This is a genomic window from Deinococcus indicus (assembly GCF_002198095.1).
Classification (GTDB): Bacteria; Deinococcota; Deinococci; order Deinococcales; family Deinococcaceae; genus Deinococcus; species Deinococcus caeni.
Window position 1 is genome coordinate 47950 of record NZ_NHMK01000033.1, and the last position, 22425, is coordinate 70374.

Annotated in this window: 24 protein-coding genes; 9 read left to right on the forward strand and 15 right to left on the reverse strand. The window is 70.4% G+C overall.

Going from position 1 to position 22425, the window contains the following annotated elements:
• Positions 1 to 75: 75 nt before the first annotated feature.
• The gene (locus CBQ26_RS19255) at positions 76 to 858 is read left to right on the forward strand and encodes a peptidylprolyl isomerase (protein ID WP_088250223.1); all 783 of its coding nucleotides are present in this window, start codon (positions 76 to 78) and stop codon (positions 856 to 858) included.
• 43 nt (positions 859 to 901) lie between these two features.
• Here the strand turns inward: CBQ26_RS19255 and CBQ26_RS19260 are convergent, their stop codons facing one another.
• From CBQ26_RS19260 to CBQ26_RS19270, 3 genes are read right to left on the reverse strand one after another with little or no spacing between them, the layout of a single operon-like run.
• Positions 902 to 1786 carry a class I SAM-dependent methyltransferase gene (locus CBQ26_RS19260; RefSeq protein ID WP_088250224.1) on the reverse strand — a complete coding sequence of 295 codons (885 nt, stop codon included), beginning with the start codon at positions 1784 to 1786 and terminating at the stop codon, positions 902 to 904.
• A gap of 28 nt (positions 1787 to 1814) precedes the next feature.
• On the reverse strand, positions 1815 to 2810 hold the full coding sequence (gene trmB, locus CBQ26_RS19265; protein ID WP_088250225.1) for a tRNA (guanine(46)-N(7))-methyltransferase TrmB: 996 nt from the start codon (positions 2808 to 2810) through the stop codon (positions 1815 to 1817).
• The gene (locus CBQ26_RS19270) at positions 2807 to 3577 is read right to left on the reverse strand and encodes an FAD-dependent oxidoreductase (RefSeq protein WP_088250226.1); all 771 of its coding nucleotides are present in this window, start codon (positions 3575 to 3577) and stop codon (positions 2807 to 2809) included. The genes trmB and CBQ26_RS19270 overlap by 4 nt, the downstream gene beginning before the upstream one ends.
• A 67-nt stretch (positions 3578 to 3644) precedes the next feature.
• Between CBQ26_RS19270 and CBQ26_RS19275 the strand changes: the two genes are divergently transcribed.
• Entirely contained in the window at positions 3645 to 4541 is an 897-nt protein-coding gene (locus tag CBQ26_RS19275; protein ID WP_088250227.1) for an RluA family pseudouridine synthase, read from the forward strand.
• Positions 4542 to 4550: 9 nt separating this feature from the next.
• Here the strand turns inward: CBQ26_RS19275 and CBQ26_RS19280 are convergent, their stop codons facing one another.
• The 3 genes from CBQ26_RS19280 to CBQ26_RS19290 all read right to left on the reverse strand — a co-directional run bounded on the left by CBQ26_RS19280 (position 4551) and on the right by CBQ26_RS19290 (position 7266).
• The gene (locus tag CBQ26_RS19280) at positions 4551 to 5708 is read right to left on the reverse strand and encodes a ComEC/Rec2 family competence protein (RefSeq protein WP_143342210.1); all 1158 of its coding nucleotides are present in this window, start codon (positions 5706 to 5708) and stop codon (positions 4551 to 4553) included.
• The gene (locus CBQ26_RS19285; protein WP_088250228.1) at positions 5705 to 6085 is read right to left on the reverse strand and encodes a DUF3006 domain-containing protein; all 381 of its coding nucleotides are present in this window, start codon (positions 6083 to 6085) and stop codon (positions 5705 to 5707) included. Before CBQ26_RS19285 ends, CBQ26_RS19280 begins: the two co-directional genes overlap by 4 nt.
• Before the next feature lie 155 nt (positions 6086 to 6240).
• The gene (locus tag CBQ26_RS19290) at positions 6241 to 7266 is read right to left on the reverse strand and encodes a GGDEF domain-containing protein (RefSeq protein ID WP_172418178.1); all 1026 of its coding nucleotides are present in this window, start codon (positions 7264 to 7266) and stop codon (positions 6241 to 6243) included.
• Positions 7267 to 7411: 145 nt separating this feature from the next.
• Here CBQ26_RS19290 and mqnE point away from each other — a divergent pair, with 145 nt between their 5' ends.
• From mqnE to CBQ26_RS19305, 3 genes are all read left to right on the forward strand, one after another.
• A complete protein-coding gene (gene mqnE / locus CBQ26_RS19295) occupies positions 7412 to 8560 on the forward strand; it encodes an aminofutalosine synthase MqnE (RefSeq protein WP_088250230.1) in 1149 nt (382 codons plus the stop codon).
• Positions 8561 to 8565: 5 nt separating this feature from the next.
• The gene (locus tag CBQ26_RS19300) at positions 8566 to 8910 is read left to right on the forward strand and encodes a nuclear transport factor 2 family protein (RefSeq protein ID WP_088250231.1); all 345 of its coding nucleotides are present in this window, start codon (positions 8566 to 8568) and stop codon (positions 8908 to 8910) included.
• Positions 8911 to 9008: 98 nt separating this feature from the next.
• Positions 9009 to 9851 carry a menaquinone biosynthetic enzyme MqnA/MqnD family protein gene (locus tag CBQ26_RS19305; protein ID WP_229844284.1) on the forward strand — a complete coding sequence of 281 codons (843 nt, stop codon included), beginning with the start codon at positions 9009 to 9011 and terminating at the stop codon, positions 9849 to 9851.
• A 205-nt stretch (positions 9852 to 10056) separates the two neighbouring features.
• Here CBQ26_RS19305 and CBQ26_RS19310 read toward each other — a convergent pair whose 3' ends face one another.
• Positions 10057 to 11313, reverse strand: coding sequence for a M16 family metallopeptidase (locus CBQ26_RS19310; RefSeq protein WP_088250233.1), 1257 nt, complete (start codon positions 11311 to 11313; stop codon positions 10057 to 10059).
• Positions 11306 to 12649 (reverse strand): M16 family metallopeptidase, encoded by a 1344-nt coding sequence (locus tag CBQ26_RS19315; protein WP_088250234.1) that lies wholly within the window; start codon positions 12647 to 12649, stop codon positions 11306 to 11308. Before CBQ26_RS19315 ends, CBQ26_RS19310 begins: the two co-directional genes overlap by 8 nt.
• Positions 12650 to 12821: 172 nt before the next feature.
• Here CBQ26_RS19315 and CBQ26_RS19320 point away from each other — a divergent pair, with 172 nt between their 5' ends.
• On the forward strand, positions 12822 to 13337 hold the full coding sequence (locus tag CBQ26_RS19320; protein ID WP_088250235.1) for a M23 family metallopeptidase: 516 nt from the start codon (positions 12822 to 12824) through the stop codon (positions 13335 to 13337).
• A 6-nt stretch (positions 13338 to 13343) separates the two neighbouring features.
• On the opposite strand, the gene CBQ26_RS19325 is transcribed toward CBQ26_RS19320, so the two are convergent.
• The 5 genes from CBQ26_RS19325 to CBQ26_RS19340 are packed head-to-tail and all read right to left on the reverse strand — an operon-like array spanning position 13344 to position 16727.
• A complete protein-coding gene (locus tag CBQ26_RS19325) occupies positions 13344 to 13895 on the reverse strand; it encodes a GNAT family N-acetyltransferase (RefSeq protein WP_088250236.1) in 552 nt (183 codons plus the stop codon).
• A gap of 21 nt (positions 13896 to 13916) precedes the next feature.
• Positions 13917 to 14525 carry a histidine phosphatase family protein gene (locus tag CBQ26_RS19330; RefSeq protein WP_229844279.1) on the reverse strand — a complete coding sequence of 203 codons (609 nt, stop codon included), beginning with the start codon at positions 14523 to 14525 and terminating at the stop codon, positions 13917 to 13919.
• Positions 14522 to 15481 carry an NUDIX domain-containing protein gene (locus tag CBQ26_RS22730; RefSeq protein ID WP_172418179.1) on the reverse strand — a complete coding sequence of 320 codons (960 nt, stop codon included), beginning with the start codon at positions 15479 to 15481 and terminating at the stop codon, positions 14522 to 14524. The genes CBQ26_RS19330 and CBQ26_RS22730 overlap by 4 nt, the downstream gene beginning before the upstream one ends.
• Positions 15478 to 16122 (reverse strand): nucleoside deaminase, encoded by a 645-nt coding sequence (locus CBQ26_RS22735; RefSeq protein ID WP_172418180.1) that lies wholly within the window; start codon positions 16120 to 16122, stop codon positions 15478 to 15480. Before CBQ26_RS22735 ends, CBQ26_RS22730 begins: the two co-directional genes overlap by 4 nt.
• Entirely contained in the window at positions 16119 to 16727 is a 609-nt protein-coding gene (locus CBQ26_RS19340; protein WP_088250237.1) for a GGDEF domain-containing protein, read from the reverse strand. The genes CBQ26_RS22735 and CBQ26_RS19340 overlap by 4 nt, the downstream gene beginning before the upstream one ends.
• Positions 16728 to 16993: 266 nt before the next feature.
• On the opposite strand from CBQ26_RS19340, the gene groES reads away from it, so the two are divergent.
• Entirely contained in the window at positions 16994 to 17281 is a 288-nt protein-coding gene (groES, locus tag CBQ26_RS19345; RefSeq protein ID WP_055362141.1) for a co-chaperone GroES, read from the forward strand.
• A gap of 142 nt (positions 17282 to 17423) precedes the next feature.
• Positions 17424 to 19061 carry a chaperonin GroEL gene (groL, locus tag CBQ26_RS19350; protein WP_088250238.1) on the forward strand — a complete coding sequence of 546 codons (1638 nt, stop codon included), beginning with the start codon at positions 17424 to 17426 and terminating at the stop codon, positions 19059 to 19061.
• 140 nt (positions 19062 to 19201) lie between these two features.
• Here the strand turns inward: groL and CBQ26_RS19355 are convergent, their stop codons facing one another.
• On the reverse strand, positions 19202 to 19855 hold the full coding sequence (locus CBQ26_RS19355; protein WP_088250239.1) for a hypothetical protein: 654 nt from the start codon (positions 19853 to 19855) through the stop codon (positions 19202 to 19204).
• Positions 19856 to 19965: 110 nt separating this feature from the next.
• Here CBQ26_RS19355 and CBQ26_RS19360 point away from each other — a divergent pair, with 110 nt between their 5' ends.
• Positions 19966 to 20982 (forward strand): LLM class flavin-dependent oxidoreductase, encoded by a 1017-nt coding sequence (locus CBQ26_RS19360; RefSeq protein WP_088250240.1) that lies wholly within the window; start codon positions 19966 to 19968, stop codon positions 20980 to 20982.
• A 909-nt stretch (positions 20983 to 21891) separates the two neighbouring features.
• On the opposite strand, the gene CBQ26_RS19370 is transcribed toward CBQ26_RS19360, so the two are convergent.
• The coding region (locus tag CBQ26_RS19370; RefSeq protein ID WP_143342211.1) for an aminotransferase class I/II-fold pyridoxal phosphate-dependent enzyme at positions 21892 to 22425 on the reverse strand (534 nt) is incomplete at its 5' end.

Below are 22425 nucleotides of genomic sequence, written 5' to 3' on the forward strand. Positions count from 1 at the left end.
CCGCGCCATCCGCGCCCCGACCTCATCCTTCTGCGTGACGCGCGGCGCGTCCGGGCCGCTACACTGGAGGGAACGATGAAACACGCTGCCCTGATCCTGACCGCGCTTCTCGCACTGACCGCCTGCCAGCAGAAGGACGACGCGACCACGACCGACACGAAGACGGACACGGCCGCGACGGACACCGCCACCGACACCCCGGCGACCGAGACGCCGGCCACGGACACGAAGGCGGACGCCGCTCCGGCCGTCACCGAGCCCGGCCCGGTCCCCGCCGGGTACACCGAGGTGCCGTTCCTGACGACCGAACCCAAGCGCGAGTTCGAGAGCGAGCCGGACATGGCCCTCACCGAGGGCAAGGACTACTACGCGCTGCTGGACACCAGCCGCGGTCAGATCCTGGTGGACCTGTACGAGCAGGAGACGCCGGTCACGGTGAACAACTTCGTGTTCCTGGCGCGCAACCACTACTTCGACGGCATCCGTTTCCACCGCGTGATCGACGGGTTCATGGCGCAGACCGGCGACCCCAAGAGCGTGGACGACAGCAAGAAGGCCGAGTGGGGCACCGGCGACCCCGGTTACAAGTTCGCGGACGAGTTCCGGCAGAAGCTGACCTTCGACAGCGGCGGCATTCTCGCCATGGCGAACAGCGGCCCCGCCACGAACGGCAGCCAGTTCTTCATCACGTTCGAACCGACCGAGTTCCTGAACGGCAAGCACACCATCTTCGGGAAGGTCGTGACCGGCGACGACACCCTGCCGAAACTGACCCGCACCATGGACCAGAGCAACGCCGAGATCGAGGGCGCCACCGCCGACGAGATCCTCAGCGTGCGGATTCTGACCAAGGGCTGAACCGCGTTGCCGGCGGCGCGCTTCCCGTCCGGGGGCGCGCCGTCTACAGTTCCAGGCCGGTGGGCGTGGCGGCGCGGGCCGGAATGGCGGTCAGCAGGACCTCGTACTTGCCAGTCACGAACACCTTGAAGTCGTGTTTCTGGAGGCCACGCCGGGCGTTCGTCACGTCGGCGGCGAGCAGGCTCAGGTCCGGACGGGCGTAGTTGCGCATCCGCGCGCCGTACGAGAGGGTGCCGTCCCGGTAGCGGGCGTTCGGGTACCCGAGGATCACTCCGCCGCCCGGCGTCAGGTGGTGGCGGCGCAGCGTGGAGAGCAGCACGTCCTGCGTGACGCCGGGGCTCTGGAGCAGACTCAGGGCCAGGATCAGGTCGAAGCGGCCCAGTTCTGGTGGCAGGGCATTCACATCGGCCACGTGGATGGTCGCCTGGGGCCAGCGGTCGCGGGCGGCCTGCGCGGCGGCCGGGTCGAGCTCCACGCCCACCACCGTCAGCGCGCGGTCCGGGAAGGCCAGCGGCAGGGCGGCCAGTTCATGCCCGGCGTTCAGGCCCAGCGCCAGCACCCGCCCGCCCTGGGGGGGGTTCACGCGGCGCAGCGCCTCGACGAACGTCGCCAGGAAGACGGGGTCCTCCAGCTTGTTCACCCGCGCCCAGTCGCCGTCCGGGCCGTACCCGGCGTGATCCGGGTCGCGGGCCGGGGCATGGGCCCGCAGGGTCAGGCGCACCCGCCCCTCCCCTGCCCGGTCCGGGGTCAGGAGGTGCGCGCCGAGCAGGTCCGCGAGGTCCGTCCAGGTGCTCCAGGGGCGGTGGATGCCGTGCGGGGTCCCCTCGCCCGCGTACAGGCCCAGGCCTGCGTCGGGGTCGGGCACCTCGAAGGTCACCTCGCCCGCCGCGCGCAGAGTGTCACGCACGGCGGGCAGGAGGACGCTCATGGGTTCAGTCGTGAAGCGCACCGGCCGGTCAGTACCCGTGGTGCTTGACGACCGCGCCCTGACCTTCGAGCCAGCGGGTGACGACGCCCACGGCGGCCTTCACGCCGGTCGTGATGATCGGGCCGCCGAACTTGGCGAGGCGCACGAGGTGCGTGCCGTCCTCGCGGGCAGTGATGCCGATCAGGACCTCCTGGGTCAGTTCGCCCTCCACGACGTGCGCCAGGACGACCCAGCCGTCGCGGCGCAGACCGGCGTACAGGTCGAGCAGGATGACGGTCCAGGCGCCGCCTTCCTCCGCATTGCGGCTGCCGGGGTTGCGTTCGGTGCGTTTCTCGAAGGTCTGGGGACCAAAGGTGTCGGGCAGGGTCAGGACGGCGTGGGGCACGGTGGTGGGGTCCTCCGGGTAGGGCGTGGTCGGCCCGTGCGGGACGGGCGTGTGGGCGGTGGGGATGAAACGGGCGTGGTTGACGCCCAGGCCGAGGTCACGCCATTTCAGGGCGTACTTGGTTTCCAGCGCGGCGGCGGGGGGATCGGTGCGTTCGACGCACATGACGCCGCTGGCCCCGGCCTGTTCGCACGCGAACTCGAAGTACTCGTCGTGGTCGGTGGTGAGCAGGATCATCCCGCCGGGTTTCAGGCGGCTGGCGGCGAGCTGGAAGAACGGGACGCGCAGGAGGCGGTGGTCGGTGTGGCCGGCCTTGGGCCAGGGGTCGGGGAAGTTCACGACGATCAGGTCCAGCCCCGCGTGCGGGATGACGGACCGCACGAGCACGTCGGCGGGCATCTTCGTGAGGATCGCGTTGTCCAGGCCCGCGTCCCGCAGGCGGCGGTGCGCCTTCAGGAGCGACACGCCGGAGAGTTCCACGCCGAGGTAATTGGGCGCCTGGGGGAAGGTCGCGGCGTGGTGCGGCCAGAAGCGCCCGTCCCCGAATCCGACCTCCAGCACCCAGGGGCGGTCCGGGGTGTCCGGGTACAGGCGCGCGGCGCTGTCGGGGAACCGGAAGTCGCCGAGGCGGGCGATCATGCGCGCCCCCCGTTCAGGTCGGCCTGTAGGTCGTCGGCGAGGCGGGCCGCGTCGCGCAGCACGCTGTCATACGTGTGCTCGCCGGACGTGCACTGCCCCAGCATCCGCACGCGCTCCAGACGGTTTACGCGGAAGCCGTCGAGTTCGGTGGGGGCGGGCGTCAGGAAGCGCACGTCGTAGGGCGGTTCGACGCCCTCACCCTCGGCGCGGCGTTCCGCCCCGATCAGCCAGATGCCGCTGGCGGTCAGGTCGTCCGCCAGGAAGTCGTACGCGACCTCGCTGAGGCGCCCGGCCTCGTCCATGGTGTCCCCCACCAGCAGGCGGCCCTTCAGGAACGCCCCGACCGCCAGCACGCCCAGCCGCGCGTGCAGTTTCGGCCCCTCCCAGGTGGAGAGCACGATCTGGCCGCCTCCATCGGGCACAGTCTCCTCGTCCAGCGCCGTGACGGTGCTCTGGAGCAGGTGAATCCCGGCCGTCTCCTCCACGCGGGCCTTCAGGTGGCGGTGGAAGGTCCAGCCGTCCGTGTCGGGGTGCAGCGCGGCGCGCACCTCCTCGAACAGGCTGCCCTGTGGGAACGTCACGCCCGCCGTGGTCGGCTGGTACAGGTTCCCCAGGTGATCGAGCGCCTGCGACACCAGCAGCACGTCCAGTCCCGCGCGGGCCAGCCGCCACGCCAGTTCCGTCCCGGCCAGCCCGGCCCCGACCACGGCCACGTCGTACAGGTGCCCCGGTTGCGGGCGACTTCTCGGAGAAACAGGACCAAACATCACCCTCCAGTGTACGGTTTCGGAGGAAGTCGAACGCGAAACGGCCGCACCCTTTACCCTGTCCCCCATGTCCGACGACGTCCCCTCGAACAGTGGTTTCGCGTTCCGGTCGCAGGTGCGCGCGGGCGGCGAGCGGGTGCTGGCGTTCCTGACGCGCGAGTACCGGCACTCGGACGCAGAGACGTGGGCGGCGCGGCTGGCGGCGGGTGAGGTGGAGGTACGGGGCGTGCAGGCACGCGGGGACGAGGTGCTGCGCGCCGGGGACGTGGTCGTGTGGCACCGCCCGCCGTGGCGGGAGGAGGCGGCCCCGCTGGACTACGCCGTGCTGCTGGAGGACGACGCGCTGGTGGCGGTCAGCAAGCCGTCGGGTCTGCCGACGCTGCCGGGCGCGGGCTTCCTGACGCACACGCTGCTGACGCAGGTGAGGTTGCGCTATCCGGGGGCCAGTCCGCTGCACCGGCTGGGGCGCGGCACGAGCGGCGCGGTGCTGTTCGCCCGGACCGGCGAGGCGGGCGCGGCGCTGTCCCGCGCGTGGCGGGAGCACGAGGTGGGCAAGGTGTACCGCGCGCTGGGTGCGGGCGTGCCGGAGTGGGACACGCTGGACATCCGCACGCCCATCGGGCCGGTGCCGCACCCGCGCCTGGGGACGGTATTCGCGGCCAGCGCGGACGGCAAGGCGTCACGCAGCGTGGCCCACGTCCGCGAACGCCGCGCCGGGCAGACACTGTTCGACGTGGCCATCCACACCGGGCGACCCCACCAGATCCGCATCCACCTCGCCGCCGCCGGACACCCGCTGGTCGGCGACCCGCTGTACGGGCCGGGCGGCCTGCCGCTGCCAGGGCTGCCGGGCCTGCCGGGCGACCTGGGGTACCGGCTGCACGCCTGGACGCTGCACTTCCGGCACCCGGTCACGGGAGCGGCGGTGCGGGTGGAGGCCCCGCCGCCCCCCGACCTGCGCTGACAGCGGCGTTCAGCGTTCGGTGTCGGCGGTGTACGTGCCGTCCGCGCGGCCCTCGAAGGTGACGGTGCCGTGGCGGTCCGTGCGGTACACGCGCGCGCCGGTCTGCCGGTACAGCCGCAGCGTCTGCGCGGTCGGGTGGCCGTAACTGTTCTCCCCGACGCTGATGACCACGTTCTCGGGGCGGACGTTCGCCAGCCACGCGGCGCTGTCGCCGTTGCTGGCGCCGTGGTGAATGCTCTTGTACAGCTGGAAGGGGCCGCGCAGGTCCGCGCGTTCCTGCGCGAGCCAGCCCTCGGTTTCCTCGGTTTCGCTGTCGCCGGTCAGCAGGGCGCGGAACTCCCCGAACTGCACGGCCAGCCCGACGCTGTTCAGGTTCTGGTCGTCCGGCATGCCGGGGGGCGGCGCGATGACGCGCAGTTTCACGCTGCCCAGGTTCACGGTCTGGTTGCTGGCCTTCGTGAACGTGGCGTCCACGGCCTGCAGGGCCCGGACCAGCCGCTCCCAGGTCTGGGTGGTGCCGCCCAGGCCGTTGTTGATGAACACGCGGGGCTTCAGCGCGGCGGCCGGCACGAGGCCCGCGATGTGGTCGGCGTCCGCGTGCGAGGCGATCATCAGGTCCAGGCGCGTCACGCCGTGTTTCTCCAGTTGCGCGTTCAGGCGCTCGGCGCTGCGGCCCCCGTCGACCAGGGCCGTCTTGCCCTCGGGGCTGCGGATCAGGATGGCGTCCCCCTGCCCCACGTCCAGGAAGCGGATGGTGACGGTCCCGCCGGCCGGTGCGGGCGCCGCGCCGGTGCCGGGGGCGTCGCCGCCGGGCGCGGCGTCCTGCTGGCGGATCCAGCCGCACGCGGCGAGGCTGCCGGTCACGACCAGGATCAGCAGGCCCAGCAGGTCCGAGGCGCCCGGTCCGCTGCGGGCTTTCGCGCGGCCCCGGCGGCCCGGCGCGGCCCGGCCGGGGGCCGCGCGGGTCGCGCCGGGCTCGCCGGCTGCCGCGCCCCTGCCGCCGGGGGATCTGCTGGCAGTGGTCTTACTGGCGGTAGTTTTACTGGCCGCTGTCTTGGCAGCCGGGGTTCTGGTCTTGCTGGCCGGGGCCTTGCGGGCCGGGGACGCGGCCTTGCCGGTCGCGGCGTCTGGTTTGCGGGGGGCGGGGTCGGGTTTCTTGGGGCTCACAGGGTGATGTCTCCGTCGTCGTTCAGGGGCAGGTCGGCGCGGCCGGCCGCGTTCAGGGTGTCCAGGGTCGCCTGGGCGGCGCGGCGGCGCGCGGCGGTCTCGTCGGGCAGGAGGCTCAGGGTCACGCCGTCCGGGCCGTCCGTGACGGCCAGCAGGTCGCCGCCGCGCACGCCGGGCGGCAGGTCGCTCAGGGGCCGGACGACGGTGCGGCCGTCCGGGAGTTCCAGGCGGGCGACCGGGCCGCGCGGGGTGTCTTCCAGGCCGTCGACCGTCCAGCGTTCGGCGGGGACGTCCGGCGTGGCGGCGTGGCCGGCGGGTGTCGTCCCGGACCCCTCCGGCGCCGATTCTGTCTCGGGACGAACAGGTTCAGGCTTCACGCCCACAGCGTAGCGCACCGGGCGCGGTGGGTGCCGCCCGGACCTTCACGCCGGCGGGTCGGACGGACTCCGTCTGTTTCATTGACAGCCCACTTCTCTCCCTGGGGCTCTGCCCGGATTGAACAGCTCTGCAGGCCATTCCACCGGAGTCCGGTTCAGCCAGTCTCGATCAGGTGCAGCCGGCGGCGTTTGGCCTCGTACATCTGCGAGTCCGCCTCGCGGATCCAGTCGCTCATGGAGTAACTGGGGTGCGCCTGCGCCAGCCCGATGTTCAGGTGCGGCGGCGCGGCGGTCGTCCAGGGGTGGGCGCGCACGTCCTCCAGCCACTCCAGCAGGGTCAGGCGGGCGCCGTCACGGTCGCCGGGCAGCAGCACCGCGAACTCGTCGCCGCCCAGCCGGAACACATGCGCCCCGTGCCCCGCGAGGCGGCGCAGCAGCGTGCCCACCCCGGTCAGGACCTCGTCCCCGACCGCGTGCCCGAACCGGTCGTTGATGGCCTTGAAGTCCTGCAGGTCCATGATCGCCAGCGTGAAGCGCTCGCCGCCACTCTGCGCGGCGTTCAGGGCCGCCTCGCCCCGCTGCGTGAACCGGCGGCGATTCCACAGGCCCGTCAGGGGGTCCGTGTGCGCCTCCTGATCCACCCGTTCGTGCAGCGCGGCGTTCTCCAGGGCGATGCTCAGGTGCACGGCCAGCAATTCCAGGAATTCCAGGTCCTCGGGCGTGAAGGCGTTCAGCACGTAACTCTGCACGGACAGCACCCCCGTGACCTCCCCGGCGTGCAGCGGCACGCCCATCCACGACAGGGTGTGCGGCAGGTCCGACCGGAAGTGCAGGCGCGCCACGCCCAGCCGCTCGCGTTCCAGGTAGGTGGGCAGGTCGTTCTCCAGGCGGATCGTGCCGCGCAGCACCCGTTCCAGCAGCCCGTCCGGCCGGGGCGGGATGCGCTGCTCGGAGACGTTGTCGCCCTCCAGGGTCAGGCAGTGCCAGCCGCCGCCGGGCGCGCAGCGGGCCAGCAGCGTGATCGGCGTGTCGAACATCAGGCGCACCTGCTCGTGCATGGCGCGCAGCAGGTCGTCCGTCCTGACCAGTCGCGCCAGCGCCGCCGTCACCTGTACCAGGGACCGGTACCGGGCAATCTGCCGCTGCGCGTCGGAGGCATGGAAGTTCAACGTACCCGTCATTGTTTCATGTGGAGCTGTCGAAAGTCTGACACCCACCCCCGGTGGGTTCCGGCAACGCCGCCCCCGACCGGAGCCCCGCCGACCCGGCCAGGGGATTCCGTTCATGGGGACATTCACGGCCGCGGCGGCGGCGTATCCTGCGTGCATGAAGTGGCTCTCCGACCCGGCACTCGCGCCCATCGTGGAAAAGGTCGAGGCGGGCGAGCGCCTGACCTTCGCCGAGGGCATGCAGCTGTACGACACCCGCGACCTGAACACCCTGATGAGACTGGCGAACCTGCGCAAGCAGCAGCTGCACGGCGACCGGGTGTACTTCGTTCACTCCATGCGGCTGGAATTCACGAACATCTGCTACGTGGGCTGCACCTTCTGCGCCTTCGCCGCGCACAAGAACGAGGAACGGGCCTGGGACTACAGCCCCGAGCAGGTCGCCGAACAGGTCCGCCGCCGCTACCTGCCCGGCATCACCGAACTGCACATGAGCAGCGGCCACCACCCCAACCACAAGTGGGAGTACTACCCCGAGATGGTGCGCGGCCTGCGCGAGGCCTTCCCGGACCTGCAGGTCAAGGCCTTCACCGCCGCCGAGATCGAACACCTGAGCCGCATCAGCAAGAAACCCACCCTGGAAGTCCTGCGCGAGTTGCAGGCTGCCGGGCTGGCCGCCATGCCCGGCGGCGGCGCCGAGATCTTCGCCGACCGCGTGCGCCGGCAGGTCGCCAAGAACAAGGTCAAGGCCGAGAAGTGGCTCCAGATCCACAGCGAGGCGCACTCCCTGGGCATGCGCACCAACGCCACCATGCTGTACGGACACATCGAGACGCTGGAAGAACGCCTGGATCACATGGACCGCCTGCGGACCTTACAGGACGACTCCGTGGCCCGCTTCGGCGGCGGCTTCCACGCGTTCATTCCGCTGGCGTTCCAGCCGCTCGGGAACACCCTGGCGCAGAACCTCGGCAAGACCGACTTCACCACCGGCCTCGACGACCTGCGCAACCTCGCCGTGGCCCGCATCTACCTCGACAACTTCCCGCACATCAAGGGCTACTGGGTCATGATCGGCAGCGAACTCACGCAGGTCAGCCTCGACTGGGGCGTGTCCGACATCGACGGCACCATCCAGGAAGAACACATCGCGCACGCCGCCGGAGCCACCAGCCCCATGAAACTCAGCGAGCAGGGCATGATCCGCATGATCCAGCACGCCGGCCGCACCCCTGTCCTGCGCGACGCGTACTACAACGAACTGGCGACCTTCCCCCGCACCCCGGCCACCGAAGCCGCCGACTGACCCCCATGCCCGCACCCGGCGACCTCGACCTGATCCTCGCCCTGGACGACCAGTGGAACGCCGCGTACCACCACCGCGACCCGGCCCGGCTGGACACCGTCCTGGCCGACGACTGGCTGGGCTTCTACCACGACGGCACCACCGTCACCAAACAGGAACTCCTGACCGGCATGCAGACCAACCCCACCACCCCCCTCAGCTTCGAACGGCACGCCGCCCGAGTACACGGCGACACCGCCATCACGCGCGGCACCCTCTACGCCGCAGGCCAGCGCGTACAGAGTTTCCTGCGCGTCTACGCCCGCCAGGACGGACACTGGCAGGCTGTCAGCGTGCAGGTCATCCCGTGAGCAGGCCCGTAGCGGATGGCGGATGGCAGATGGCACAGCGCGAGGCGGATTCCTCTCCATCAACGGTCATCCATCACCCATCACCGCGCACCCCCGGTGTGCCGTACCGCGCGGGTTGGATTCATTTCACGAATGTGGCGCCGATTCTGGATTCGCTGGTGCTGCCGCCCGGCGTGACGGCGATCACGGGCGTGCCGACGCAGATGAATGCGGCGCTGCTATCGGGTGAGGTGGATATCGCGAATATCAGCGCGGTGGAGTTCATCCGGAACGCGGATGTGCTGGAGGCCCTGCCGGATTTCAGTGTGGCGGTGCTGGGGCCGGTGTACTCCGTGAACCTGTTTCACACGCGGCCGCTGGAGGAACTGCGGCGGGTGGCGCTGACGGCGCAGTCGGCGATGAGTGTGGCGCTGCTGGAGGTGCTACTGCGCGAGCGGGGCCTGAGCCCGGTGCTGAAGCGCGCCGAGGGTGAGGCGGAAGCGCTGCTCTCGCAGGGGTTCGACGGAGTGCTGCGGATCGGGGACAGCGCCCTGCGGGAGTGGTACGGGGTGGTGGGGCCGCTGACGCCTGAGACGACCATGACCAGCCTGCCGCACTCGGCGCGGGGGATCACGGTGACGGATCTGGCCGAGGAGTGGTTCCGTCTGACGGGGCATCCGTTCACGTTCGCGGTGTGGGCGTACCGCAAGGACCGCCCGCCACCTGCGGCGCTGGTGCAGGCCATGCGGGAGGCGCGGCGCGACGGGATCGGGCATCTGGCGGACGTGGCGGAGCGGCACGCGCGGAAGCTGGGGTTACCGGAGCGGGTGGTGCAGCACTACCTGTGGAACTTCCGTTACCACCTGGAAGCGCCGGACCGGCTGGGTCTGCACGAGTTCGCGGCGAAGGCCGTGCCGGGGCACGCGCCCCTGACGTTCGGTCCCCGCCCCGGCCCCCGCTGAACCGGGCTGCGGTTCAACTGGCCTCCTATTGAACTGGCCCGCGATCATACGGACTGCCGTTTGGTTCGCCAACAATCCGGACCTTCACCGCCCCTGCCGGCTCCACGTCCGGAGGGGCGTTTCTCTCCTTCTCTGCGGGGCAACTATACGAGTCGCATCCGCTCGGACCGGGCGGGCTTTGCAGCCCATTCAATCGGAGTCCGGATCAGAGGCGGTCGATGGGTCCCAGGGCAACCACGGTCAGGCGGTCCAGGGGGCACAGCCGCAGGACCTCGCGCACGTCGTCGGGGGTGACCTGCTCGTAGCGGCGGACGCTCGCGGCGGTGTCGGGGGTGCGGCCGGTCGCCAGGAACTCCATGCCCAGCGTGAACAGGCGGCCCTGGGGCGTCTCGGCGCGCAGCAGGGTACCCACCGCGAGTTTGCGGGCGGCGCGGCGCACCGCGACCGGGGTGATCAGGTCGCCGGCGCCGGCCAGCACGCGACGGTACGTGGCGAGCGCGGCGGCGGCCCGGTCCGGGTCGCAGGAGAACCCGCCCTCGAAGGTGCCGGCGTCCTGGTATTCCAGGTGGCCCAGGTCGGCGCTGTCGCAGCTGCCGTCGTCGATCAGGTGCCAGTACAGGGCGCCGTTCTCGCCGCCGATCAGGTCGGCCAGGACGTGCGCCGCCTCGCGCAGCGGGTGGGTGGCGTCCAGGCCGGGCGCGGCGGCCGTGACCTGCACGCGGCTCAGGGTGGGGTCGTTGATGACGCGGACGGTGCCGGGGTGGCGGGGCGCGGCGTGGTCCGGGCGCCGGGCGGGCAGGCGCGGGGGGGCGGGGCGGGTCGCGGCGGGCCAGTCGTGCAGGTGGGTGCGGGCCCAGTCCAGCACGGCGGGCGGGTCGAACTGCCCGGTGACGGTCAGGGTGACGCGATCGGCGCCGTAGCGGTCGCGGTGGTTGCGGCGCAGCGCGTCCGGCGTGAGGTCCGTGACGGTGGCGGCGGTGCCCAGGATGGGCCAGCCGAGCGGGTGGTCGCCCCAGTAGTCGGCGCGCAGTTCGTCCGTGACGCGCACGGCGGGCTGTTCGGCGTACATGGCGATCTCCTCGAGAATCACGCCGCGTTCGGTGGCGATGTCGTCGGGGCGCAGGGCGGGGCGCATCAGTTCGGTCAGCGTGCCGAGCAGTTCGGTGGTGCGTTCCGGCAGGGTCGCGGCGTGGTAGACGGTCGCTTCCTCGCTGGTGAAGGCGTTGGCGTGCCCGCCGAGGTCGTCGAGGCGTTCGTTCAGTTGCGCGGCGCTGAGGGTGTCGCTGCCCTTGAACAGCAGGTGCTCGATGAAGTGGCTGGCGCCCATCTCGGCGGCGCTTTCCTCGCGGCTGCCGGTGTTCACGAAGTAACCGGCGGCGACGGTCTGCGCGGCCGGGTCGGGTTCCAGCAGCAGGGTCAGGCCGCCGGGCAGGCGGTGGTGTTGGGGGGCAGGGTCAGGCATGCAGGGTCTCGCTGGGGTGGTCGGAAGGCTGTAGGGGGATGGGTTCGGCGTTCCCGGCCGTCAGGGACTCGCCGGGCCCGTGCGCCTCGGGGCCGATGGTGACGGTCGTGACGTCCGGCGCGGGGTGGTATCGGGCCAGGAAGGCGTTCACGTCGTCCAGGGTCAGCTTGCTGAGGGACTCGCGGAGTTCCGGGACGCTGCGGATCCGGCCGAACACGGCGGCGTCGCGGGTCAGGGCGTGGGCGCGGGCGCGCATGCTCTCGGCCCCGAAGACCACGCTGGCGTCCAGGCCGGCGCGGGCGCGGCCGAACTCGGCGGGCGTCAGACCCTGCGGGAGCCTCTCCAGTTCCGCCAGGATGACCTGCAGCGTCTCGGGCGCGCGGGCGGGGGTGCTGCCGGCGTACGCGCCCAGGAATCCCTGCCCGCCCAGGATGACCGGGCTGGCGCTCACGGCGTACGCCAGTCCGCGTTCCTCACGGACGGCGTGGAACAGTCGGCTGGCGCTGCCGCCGCTCAGGGCGGTCAGGGCGACCTGCCACGCCATCCAGTCCGGGTGGCCGGGCGGCACGCCGGGCAGGGTGAGGCTCAGGTGCGTCTGCTCGGCGTCCGGGTCGGTCACGTGCGCCTGCACGCGCCGCCGCAGGACCGCCGGGACCGGCTCGTGAACGCCGGGGCGCAGGCCACCCAGCGCGGCGGCCGTCAGATCACGCGCCTGTCCGGGGTGCAGGTCCGCCACGAGGCCCAGGACGCTGCCCGCCTGCCCGTAGCGTTGAAGGTGGGCGCGCAGCGAGGCGGGCGTCAGGGCTTCCAGGCCCTGCGGGGTGCCGCTGGCCGGGTGGCCGTACCCGCTCAGGGGAGCGCCGGGCGGGGCGGGGAACGCCGTCTGCCGCGCCAGCGTGGCGAGGCGGTCGGCGGGACTGTCCAGCAGACCCTCCAGGTCCTGCCGGGCCAGGTCGGTCAGGACCGGCAGTTCGTCCTCCGGCAGGTGCGGCGCGTTCAGGACGCTGGCGGTCAGGGTCAGCGCGGCGCCCAGGTCGGCCAGCAGGCCACTGACGGAGAAGCGGGTCGCTTCCGGGCCGACCCCGCCGCCCCGGCGCACGCCGAGGTCGTCGAAGGCGTCCTGCAGGGCGCGGGCGTCCAGTCCGTCCGCCCCCTTGAACAGCCATTCTTCCAGCACGCCGCTCGCCCCTTCCTGCCCGGCAGGATCGTGGGCGCTGCCGACAGGCACACGCAGGTCGAAGGCGAAACCGGGACCGGACCGGCGTTCGAAGGCGACCGTCAGGCCGCCGGGCAGCGTCCAGAGGTGCGCGGGAATGGGGTGGGAACGCGCGGGCATCCGGTCAGTCTACCCTGCCCGGCGCGACCGACGGGGGCCGCGCGCACGGTCCGGGGCGGCCCCGTTCAGGCGGGCTTCATGGTGGAGGCACTCTGCAACTTTTGTCCGGTTCGGGTGCGGCCCCCGCACGCCATCCTGGGAGCATGAAGCCGGGTCGGAATGGAGGGCGGGCGTGAGGCGGGTGCTGGGCTGGCTGGTCACGCTGGCGGTGCTGGGAGGCGCGGCGTTCCTGCTGTGGCCGCAGATCGAGGGCGCCCGGCGGTACGCGGCCCTGCTGGCCGAACCGGCCCCGGCGGCCGCCTCGCTGCCCAACCCGCTGCCGGGGCAGCGCTTCGTGGACACCTGGGGCGGCGCGCGCAGCCAGGGCCGCCGGCACGAGGGCGTGGACATCTTCGCGCCGCGCGGCACGCCCATCCGCGCCACGACACGCGGCGTGGTCGTGAACGTCGGCCCGAACAACCTGGGGGGCCGCACCGTCATGGTCCTCGGGCCGGGCGGGCAACGGCACTACTACGCGCACCTGGAACGCTACCCGGACCTGAACCGCGGCGACTGGGTCGAGCAGGGCGACGTGGTGGGCTACGTGGGCGACAGCGGAAACGCGAAGGGCACGCCCCCGCACCTGCACTACGGCATCTACACGACGGGCGGCGCGATCAACCCCTACCCACTGCTGATGAACGAGTAACGCCGGTCAGCTGGCCCCCAGCAGCCGCGCCCTTACCTGCGGCCATTCCTCCGCGATGATGGAGTACATGATGGTGTCGCGCTGCGTGCCGTCGGGGCGCGGCATGTGCTGGCGCAGGATGCCCTCGCGGGTGGCGCCTAGGCATTCGATGGCCTGCTGGCTGCGGGTGTTCAGGATGTCCGTCTTGATCTCCACGCGCAGGATGCCCATCTCGCCGAAGGCGTGGTCCAGCAGCAGGCGTTTGAAGGTACGGTTGGCGGGCGTGCGCATGAACGCCGGGGTTAGCCAGGTACTCCCGATCTCCAGGCGGTGATGTTTGGGGCGCATCTCCAGGAAGCGGGTCGCGCCGGCCAGTTCGCCGCCGACCAGTTTCACGAACGGCAGCTGATCCGGGGCGTCCAGCGCGCCGGTGTAATAGCGCTCGTGGGTGGGGAGGGTGCCCATGCGGGCGTACTCGGCCGCGTGCGCCCGCGCCAGGGCCAGCAGCGGGGTGATGTCCGCGTCGGTCAGGGGGCGCAGGGTGTACGGGCCTTCACTCAGAGTCAGGTCGTGGCGCATGGGGTCACTGTACGGGGCGGGTCAGGGCAGGTGCGGGGTGAGGTTCACGCCGGTCAGCAGGGCCGTGTGGCTGCCCCGATTCAGGCGCAGCGTGGCGAAGGCCGTATCCCCGAACGCGAACCAGCCGCGCGAGGCGCCCAGCAGTTCGCGCAGCAGGCTGTTCCCGAAGCCGCCGTGCGTGACGAGCAGCACCCGCTGGCCGCCGCCATTCCACACGAGTTCCAGGGCGTGCAGCGCGCGGGCGCGGATCGCCGCCTGACTCTCGCCGCCGTCCGGGGTGAACGGGTCGAGGTCGTGCCGGAATGCGGGAATCGGGTAGCGTTCCAGCGCCGCCTCGCGGCCCATGCCGGCCAGCGGGCCGTTGTCCCACTCGCGCAGCAGGTCCGTGGGGGTCAGGGGCACACCTAGGGCGTCCGTGACGATGCGGGCCGTCCCGTGCGCCCGTTGCAGGGTGGAACAGTACGCCCGGTCGAAGCCCGGCGGGTGCGCCGTCCAGTACGCGGCCAGTGCCGCCGCCTGCGCCTCACCTTCCGGGTTCAGGGGGCTGTCGTAGCGGCCCTCGTGAACGTTCTCGTCGTCGGCGCGGCTGCGGCCGTGGCGCAGGACGGTCAGGTGCAGTTCGCCGGTCACGCGGTCCTCACGGCCAGCAGCACGCGTTCGCGGCGGCGGACTTCCAGTTCGGTGCAGGTCAGCTGCGGGTGGGTGAACAGCGCGTCCCTGAGCGGGTCGCCCGCGTGCCGGTCGGGCGACATGAAGGCGGGCGGGCTGAAGTTGTCCATGATCAGCGTCCCGCCGGGCCGCAGGGCCCGCACCAGCCGGTCCAACGAGTCCGGGGTCTTCGCGGGCGCGCAGTCTGCGAAGATCAGGTCGAACGGCCCGTCACGCAGCACGTCACCCCAGTCGCCGCGCTGCACGCGGGCGCGCGGGTCCGACTGCAACACCGCCCAGGCTGCCTCGGCCCGCGCCGGATCGGCCTCCACGGTCAGGAGGCGTCCGGCACGGTCCAGGCCCGAGAGCAGCCACGCCGCGCCCACGCCGGTTCCCGTCCCGAGTTCCAGCACCCGCCCGCCGGGGCGCGTGGCCGCCAGGGTCCGCAGCAGGCGGCCCGTTTCGGGCGAACAACCCCCCGTGAAATCGGGACCGGCAGCTGCCTGCGCGGCCTGCACCAGCGGCGGAACCTCCAGGTGTAATGGCGTCTGCCCACGCGCCGCGAGCACCTGCCGCAGCTGGTGATCCTGCGCCCACGGCAGCGAGCGGGGGTTCACCCAGGTCACGGGGCGGCCCTCCGGGCTGGGCTCCAGGCGGGTCAGGTGCAGGGGCACGCAGACGCTCTCGACCCCACTGACGCCCACGATCGGGAACGAGGCGCCCGCGACCTCGGCGTGCGCGCCCGCCTCCTCCCATGCCTCGCGGGCCGCGGCCACCTCGGGCGTCTCGCCGGGGTGGATGCCGCCGCCCGGCAGCGTCCAGCCGCCCCACTCCAACCCGGTCATGAGGACAAAGCCGTCCTCCCGCTCGATCCACGCGCAGGCGCGGCCCACCCGGTCCAGGCCCGGCGACAGGTCCACGAAGGCGGGGCGGGTCATGCCAGTACCGCCAGCGCCTCGGCCAGCGGGGCGCGGCGGTCGCGCAGGGCCGCCAGGGTGCCGGATGCGTGCAGGGCGGCCGCCGCGTGAACGTCGTCCGGGTATGACGCGAAGCTGCGCAGCATGGGGCTGTCCGGGTCCTGTCCGTTCTCCAGGTGGGCGACCAGCACCAGCCGCAGCGCCGCCCTCTGCACGGGCTCCGGGGCTCTGGATACCCTCACGCCCTTGCGGGACACGTACGGATCGTGCGTCAGGAGGTTCGACTCGGCAATCCAGGCGTCCGGCGCGGCGTACGATACGTGCCGCATGCCGCCCATCGCCGCGATGGCGGCGCACTGCGGGCACGGTTGCAGGGTCGTGAGCAGCGTCCACGAGTAGCACTCGGGGCGGGGCGTGGTGGTCAGGTTCAGCAGGGCGTTCACTTCCGCATGCGCCAGGTCGTGCCCGCTGATCACGCCCTGCTCGACGGCGCGGCGTTCACTCAGGCGGTTGCGACCCCTGGCGATCACCTGTCCACGCTCGTCCACGACGCAGGCCCCGACGGGATACGAACCGTGCAGGTACGCGTCCCACGCCTCCGACAGGGCCGCGTTCCAGCCGACGGTGAAGGCGCTCGTCTCACCTCCCACGGCTCCGTTCACAGTTCGCCCCGGTTCTTCTCGATCAGGTCGTCCACGGCTTCGCGCAGCAGGCTGGCCTCGGTGCGGCCCAGCGCGCCGCTCAGTTTGGCGAGGCGGTCGAGCTGGCTCTTGCTGTAGTAGTTGCTTTTCAGGACCATCTTGCTTTCCACGTAGATGCAGGCGCGGGCGCGGCCCTCGCGTTTGGCGCGCAGCAGGGCTTCCTCGGCGGCGCGGTACAGCTCGGCGTAGTGGGTGGCGTGGGCGGGGCGCGAGGCGAGGCCGACGCTGAGGCCCAGGCTCTTGGGCCAGTGGGGGTCGCGGTGGATGTGGAAGTGCTTGATGACCTCGTCCAGGAGGATCAGGGCGGTCTCGGCGGCGGTTTCGGGCAGCAGGCAGGCGTACTCGTCGCCGCCGATGCGCCCGATGACGCTGCCGGAGGGGAGGCTGCCGGACAGCAGGCGTTCCACGCCGCGCAGGACGCGGTCGCCTTCGCTGTGGCCCAGGGTGTCGTTCAGGGTCTTGAAGTGGTCGAGGTCCAGGACGGCGAGGGTGAGGGGGGCTCCGTTCAGGGCTTCGAAGGCGTCCTCGAAGGCGGTGCGGGCGAGGATGGCGGGGCGTGCGGCCATGCGGGTGGTCCTCCTGGGATGAGGGGCGGGGCACTGGGCCAAGAGCGTATGTTCCACTCACATATATATGTTCACGCTATGAGGCTGCAAGCGTATATGCGCTTTGCGCGTGCTGGCGCCCCTTGAGCGCACCAGACTCAAATTGTCAGATTCCCCGACTTGACATTTTTGTCACTTCACGCCTAGGATTGCGTGCGGAACGGCAAAAACAGCCGGAGCGTCCGGCAGGCCGAAGCTCCACACCCCAACTCACAGGAGGACACAACATGCTGAAACCCTTAGGTGACCGCGTTCTGGTTGAAATCATCGAGGAAGCCGAGCAGAAGACCGCCGGCGGCCTGTACGTCCCCGACACCGCCAAAGAAAAGAGCCAGCGCGGCAAAGTCATCGCCGTCGGCAGCGGCAAGGTGCTCGACAACGGCACCCGCATCGCGCTGGACGTCAAAGAAGGCGACACCGTCTACTTCGCCAAGTACGGCGGCACGGAAGTCAGCCTCGAAGGCAAGAACTACTCCATCCTCGCCGAACGCGACATCCTCGCGATCGTCGAGTAAAGCGCCCTGCCGACTGAGGCGTCACCCCTCAGTCAGCTGCGCTGACCGCTCCCCCCACAGGGAGCCACCCCCCCACCCCACTCAACAGGCGTGACCCCAGAGCCCACCGCTCTGCGCTCACCGCCCCCAAAGGAGCACCATCATGGCTAAACAGCTCGTGTTTGATGAAGCCGCCCGCCGTAGCCTCGAACGAGGCGTGAACGCCGTCGCCAACGCCGTCAAAGTGACCCTCGGGCCGCGCGGCCGCAACGTCGTCATCGAGAAGAAATTCGGCAGCCCCACCATCACCAAGGACGGCGTCACCGTCGCCAAGGAAGTCGAACTCGAGGACAAACTCGAGAACATCGGCGCCCAGCTGCTGAAAGAAGTCGCCAGCAAGACCAACGACATCACCGGTGACGGCACCACCACCGCCACCGTCCTCGGCCAGGCCGTCGTGAAAGAAGGCCTGCGCAACGTCGCCGCCGGCGCCAACCCCCTGGCCCTGAAACGCGGCATCGAGAAAGCCGTCGCCGCCGCCATCGAGGAAATCAAGACCCTCGCCGTGCCCGTCGAAGACAGCGAAGCCATCAAGAAAGTCGCCGGCATCAGCGCCAACGACGAGCAGGTCGGCGAAGAAATCGCCAACGCGATGGACAAGGTCGGCAAGGAAGGCGTCATCACCATCGAAGAAAGCAAAGGCTTCGACACTGAAGTGGACGTCGTGGAAGGCATGCAGTTCGACAAGGGCTACATCAGCCCCTACTTCATCACCAGCCCCGACACCATGGAAGCCGTCCTCGAAGACGCCTACATCCTCATCTACGAGAAGAAGGTCAGCGCCCTCAAGGACCTGCTGCCCGTCCTCGAGAAAGTCGCCCAGACCGGCCGTCCTTTGCTGATCATCGCCGAGGACGTCGAAGGTGAAGCGCTCGCCACCCTGGTCGTCAACAAGCTGCGCGGCACCCTGAACATCGCCGCCGTCAAGGCCCCCGGCTTCGGCGACCGCCGCAAGGAAATGCTGCGCGACATCGCTGCCGTCACCGGCGGGGAAGTCGTCAGCGAAGACCTCGGCCACAAGCTCGAGAACACCAGCATGGACATGCTCGGCCGCGCCGCCCGCGTCCGCATCACCAAAGACGAAACCACCATCGTCGACGGTAAGGGTGAGCAGAGCGCCATCGACGCCCGCGTCAACGCCATCAAGGGCGAACTGGACACCACCGACAGCGACTACGCCAAGGAAAAACTCCAGGAACGCCTCGCCAAACTCGCCGGCGGCGTCGCCGTCATCCGCGTCGGTGCCGCCACCGAAACGGAACTCAAAGAGAAGAAGCACCGCTACGAGGACGCCCTGAGCACCGCCCGCAGCGCGGTCGAAGAAGGCATCGTCTCCGGCGGCGGCACCACCCTGCTGCGCATCATCCCCGCCGTCCGCAAGGCCGCTGAAGCCCTCACCGGCGACGAAGCCACCGGCGCCCGCATCCTGATCCGCGCGCTCGAAGAGCCCGCCCGTCAGATCGCCGCGAACGCCGGTGAAGAAGGCAGCGTCATCGTGAACGCCGTCATCAACAGTGACAAGCCCCGCTTCGGCTTCAACGCCGCCACCGGCGAGTACGTCGACGACATGGTCGCCGCCGGCATCGTCGACCCCGCCAAGGTCACCCGCACCGCGCTGCAGAACGCCGCCAGCATCGGCGCGCTGATCCTCACCACCGAAGCCATCGTCAGCGACAAGCCCGAGAAGGCCGCGCCCGCCGCGCCCGCCGGCGGCCCTGACATGGGCGGCATGGACTTCTAAGAGCAACAACTCCTGCGCTGACTGGTCAAGAAAGACGAGGGGCCGCCCCCGAGTCTGAGGCCACCAGAAACGCAGACGGCTGACGGCTGATGGCCGAAAGCTGAACGAGGGAAGCCGGGGCGTGATGCTCCGGCTTTCTTCTATGGTGCGGGCCAGCGCAGACGATGTCGCTGCGTCACAAACACCGGAGCGTGCGCCACGTATGTCATGAGACTGGTTCTGGGGTAGAAGAAGGGGTGTGGAAGAGTGGCCCCCCCACTTCCCTGAGTCATGAACGTGATGGGCTGCCAGCGGCCCTCCTTGAAGAGTTCAAGAGCTGCGCCCTGATGCAGGGCGTATCCCACCAGTTCATAGGTCTGATGTGGGAACCGGCCGCGCTGGACCAGGCGGCCTTCTCGTGGGGCGGGAGACTTCGTACTGGCCTCGCGTTCCAACTCCTGCTGACCAGCGCTGAGCGGGTGGATGCGCCGCAGGAAGGCGGGAACTTCCGCCAGGGTGGCGGGGCGGTCACCGGGCGTGCCCGTGCTGCCGACGGGAAAGAACCGGACGCCTGCCTGGGCGAGCTGCTGGACTTTCTGCCACTGCCTGCGCTCACGCTGGGCGGGGGCCTTGAAGTCGGTGCCCATGTTGGTCATGGGCTGGCGACACTGCGGGCAGAGGATCGCTTCCCCCGCTCTGGGGAAGCCCTGTTTGAACGCTTTGCAGCAGTGGAAGCAGGCGTAGTGTTGCAGGCGACCGGTGATCTCGTAGTACTCGCTGCGGTCTATGCGGTTGGTACGGGGTTTGCGGGCCATGTGCTGAGCGTAGCCGCCGGGCTGGATGCTGACATCCGCTTCATGACCCATATTCGGATTTGCTTATCAAATCGGTTTACTTTTTCAAGCAAAAGCGCTAGCCTGTAGGCATGAAGAAGATCGGGTTTCTCTCGTTCGGGCACTGGAATCCGTCCCCGCAGTCCGGCACGCGCTCGGCGGCGGACGTGCTGCACCAGACCATCGATCTGGCGGTCGCCGCCGAGGAACTGGGCGCGGACGGCGCGTACGTGCGCGTGCATCACTTCGCGCAGCAGCTCTCGTCGCCGTTCCCGCTGCTGGCCGCGATGGGCGCGAAAACGAAAACCATCGAACTGGGCACCGGCGTGATCGACATGCGCTACGAGAACCCGCTGTACATGGCCGAGGACGCCGGCGCAGCCGACCTGATCTCCGGCGGGAGGCTCCAGCTGGGCCTCAGCCGCGGCTCGCCGGAACAGGTGATCGACGGATGGCGGCACTTCGGGTACGCCCCCGCCCCCGGCGAAACCGAAGCCGACATGGCCCGCCGACACGCCGAGGTGTTCCTCGACGTGATCGAAGGCAAAGGCTTCGCGCAACCCAACCCCCGCCCGATGTTCCCGAACCCGCCCGGCCTGCTGCGCCTGGAACCGTACTCGGCAGGCCTGCGCGACCGCATCTGGTGGGGCGCCGCCTCCAACGCCACCGCCGAATGGGCCGCGAAGATGGGCATGAACCTCCAGAGCTCCACCCTGAAAGTCGACGAGAACGGCAAACCCTTCCACGTCCAGCAGGCCGAACAGATCCGCGCATACCGCGCCGCCTGGAAGGAAGCCGGGCACACCCGCGAAGGACGCGTCTCCGTCAGCCGCAGCATCTTCGCGCTGGTGAACGACCAGGACCGCACGTACTTCGGACGACAGGCCGGCCGCGACCAGTTCGGCGCCATCGACCAGTACCGCGCCGTGTTCGGCCGCAGCTACGCCGACGAACCCGACCGCCTCATCGAGCAGCTGCGCCACGACGAGGCGATCGCGGAAGCCGACACGCTCCTCCTCACCATCCCCAACCAGCTGGGCGTCGACTACAACGCACACCTGATCGGCAGCATCCTCACCCACGTCGCCCCCGGCCTCGGCTGGCGCTGACCCACCCCCACAAGGAAAAAGCAGCCCGACAAAGGGCTGCTCCGGTGGTGCAGACAGACTGGGTTGACCAGCGTCACCTGCTCGCGCGTCCGTTTTTTGTAAATCCCAGAGGTGGACGCCTCCCTCAAGTGCAGTGATGCCTCTCCAGTGCCGGGGCGCGAAAACTCGCGCAGAGTCCGAAGTGGACGTTCGCTCGTGAGAACCAGCGGGATGGGCACGGCACGACCTCGTCAGGTCAGAAGCACAAGTATGACAGGCGTTCCGCCAACTGTCAACTACCCCGGCTGGGTTCTGTGCTGAACGGAGTTCCTCCGCTGTTGCAGGGGGCGTCAGGGGGTGGTGGGCGATGCCCTGGGGGGCGTTGTTGGAAGGGGGGCGCCTGGCGGCGGGCTGCCCCACCCCCCAGCCCCCTACCCCAGAGGGGCAGGGGGAGCCGTCGTTGGCACTGGGCAAGAGTTTCTACTTTTGCGGCGTGTTTGTGGTGGGCGTTGACGTGTCCGGCTTCGACGCCATCCTCCGCCCCCCTCGTAGGCCCGCGCGCTGCGCGCACGACGGCCGGTGGCAGTCTGCGGTCAGGTGACCGGTGGGACGCTTCGCGCCGCTGATCGACTTTCAAAAACATGCTTCTGCGGAAGCCCAAAAAGTAGAACCTTGCGGCACGCACCAAGTTGGCTGGCCCATCCGGCGTCGTGGCAACGCGGCCCGTCGTGCGCGAAGCGCGCGGGGCGAACGGCGCGAAATCGGAGGATGGCGTGTGAGGCGTGGCCGTCCCCGCCCGATAACCCGCCGACCACCTCAGCGAAATACCTGCCCAGTGCCAACGTAAGCCCCCCCTGCCCCTCTGGGGTAGGGGGCTGGGGGGTGGGGAAGCCCGCCGCAGGCGCCCACCTTCCATCAGGAAAGCCCAGTTCACGCCAGCCGCCCACTCCCCCTGCTCGTGAACTCCGCCCAGGCCCGTGCCAGCCGGTTGACGGCTTCGGGGATGTGGTCGGGGTGCAGGGTGAAGGGGATGCGGAGGTACTGGTCGGGGAGGGGGGTGACGCCCATGCTGGCGCCGGGGTAGAGGCGCAGGCCGTGGCGGGCGGCGTGGTGGGTGTAGGCGCTGGCGGTGGGGCCAGGGAGGGTGATCCAGAGGAATTGTCCGCCGGGTGGGGTGGTGAAGGTCCAGTCGGGGAGGTGGGTGTGCAGGAGGTGGGCGAGGTGGTCGCGGGCGGGGGTGATGGCGGCGCGGCGCTCGTGGATGAGGGTGGGGAGGTCGGCGAGGAGGTGGAGGGCGAGGTGCTGGGCGGGTTGGCTGCTGCCGAAGTCGGTGAGGGTTTTGGCCTGTTTGAGGGTGGGGGCGAGGGTGGGGGGGAGGCGGAGCCAGCCGATGCGTAGGCCCGCCCAGTAGAGCTTGCTGAGGGAGCCGACGGTGAGGATGGGGGCGTGGGGGGCGAGGGTGCT

Bases quoted from the DNA above. Each gene is read 5' to 3' on its own strand.
- CBQ26_RS19275 (WP_088250227.1), top strand. From the start codon at position 3,645: ATGTCCGACGACGTCCCCTCGAACAGTGGTTTCGCGTTCCGGTCGCAG.
- CBQ26_RS19290 (WP_172418178.1), bottom strand. From the start codon at position 7,266: ATGACGGGTACGTTGAACTTCCATGCCTCCGACGCGCAGCGGCAGATT.
- trmB (WP_088250225.1), bottom strand. From the start codon at position 2,810: ATGATCGCCCGCCTCGGCGACTTCCGGTTCCCCGACAGCGCCGCGCGC.
- CBQ26_RS19360 (WP_088250240.1), top strand. From the start codon at position 19,966: ATGAAGAAGATCGGGTTTCTCTCGTTCGGGCACTGGAATCCGTCCCCG.
- CBQ26_RS22730 (WP_172418179.1), bottom strand. From the start codon at position 15,481: ATGACCCGCCCCGCCTTCGTGGACCTGTCGCCGGGCCTGGACCGGGTG.
- CBQ26_RS19310 (WP_088250233.1), bottom strand. From the start codon at position 11,313: ATGCCTGACCCTGCCCCCCAACACCACCGCCTGCCCGGCGGCCTGACC.
- CBQ26_RS19260 (WP_088250224.1), bottom strand. From the start codon at position 1,786: ATGAGCGTCCTCCTGCCCGCCGTGCGTGACACTCTGCGCGCGGCGGGC.
- CBQ26_RS19255 (WP_088250223.1), top strand. From the start codon at position 76: ATGAAACACGCTGCCCTGATCCTGACCGCGCTTCTCGCACTGACCGCC.
- CBQ26_RS19315 (WP_088250234.1), bottom strand. From the start codon at position 12,649: ATGCCCGCGCGTTCCCACCCCATTCCCGCGCACCTCTGGACGCTGCCC.
- CBQ26_RS19355 (WP_088250239.1), bottom strand. From the start codon at position 19,855: ATGGCCCGCAAACCCCGTACCAACCGCATAGACCGCAGCGAGTACTAC.
- CBQ26_RS19340 (WP_088250237.1), bottom strand. From the start codon at position 16,727: ATGGCCGCACGCCCCGCCATCCTCGCCCGCACCGCCTTCGAGGACGCC.
- groES (WP_055362141.1), top strand. From the start codon at position 16,994: ATGCTGAAACCCTTAGGTGACCGCGTTCTGGTTGAAATCATCGAGGAA.
- CBQ26_RS19300 (WP_088250231.1), top strand. From the start codon at position 8,566: ATGCCCGCACCCGGCGACCTCGACCTGATCCTCGCCCTGGACGACCAG.
- CBQ26_RS19325 (WP_088250236.1), bottom strand. From the start codon at position 13,895: ATGCGCCACGACCTGACTCTGAGTGAAGGCCCGTACACCCTGCGCCCC.
- CBQ26_RS19270 (WP_088250226.1), bottom strand. From the start codon at position 3,577: ATGTTTGGTCCTGTTTCTCCGAGAAGTCGCCCGCAACCGGGGCACCTG.
- mqnE (WP_088250230.1), top strand. From the start codon at position 7,412: ATGAAGTGGCTCTCCGACCCGGCACTCGCGCCCATCGTGGAAAAGGTC.
- groL (WP_088250238.1), top strand. From the start codon at position 17,424: ATGGCTAAACAGCTCGTGTTTGATGAAGCCGCCCGCCGTAGCCTCGAA.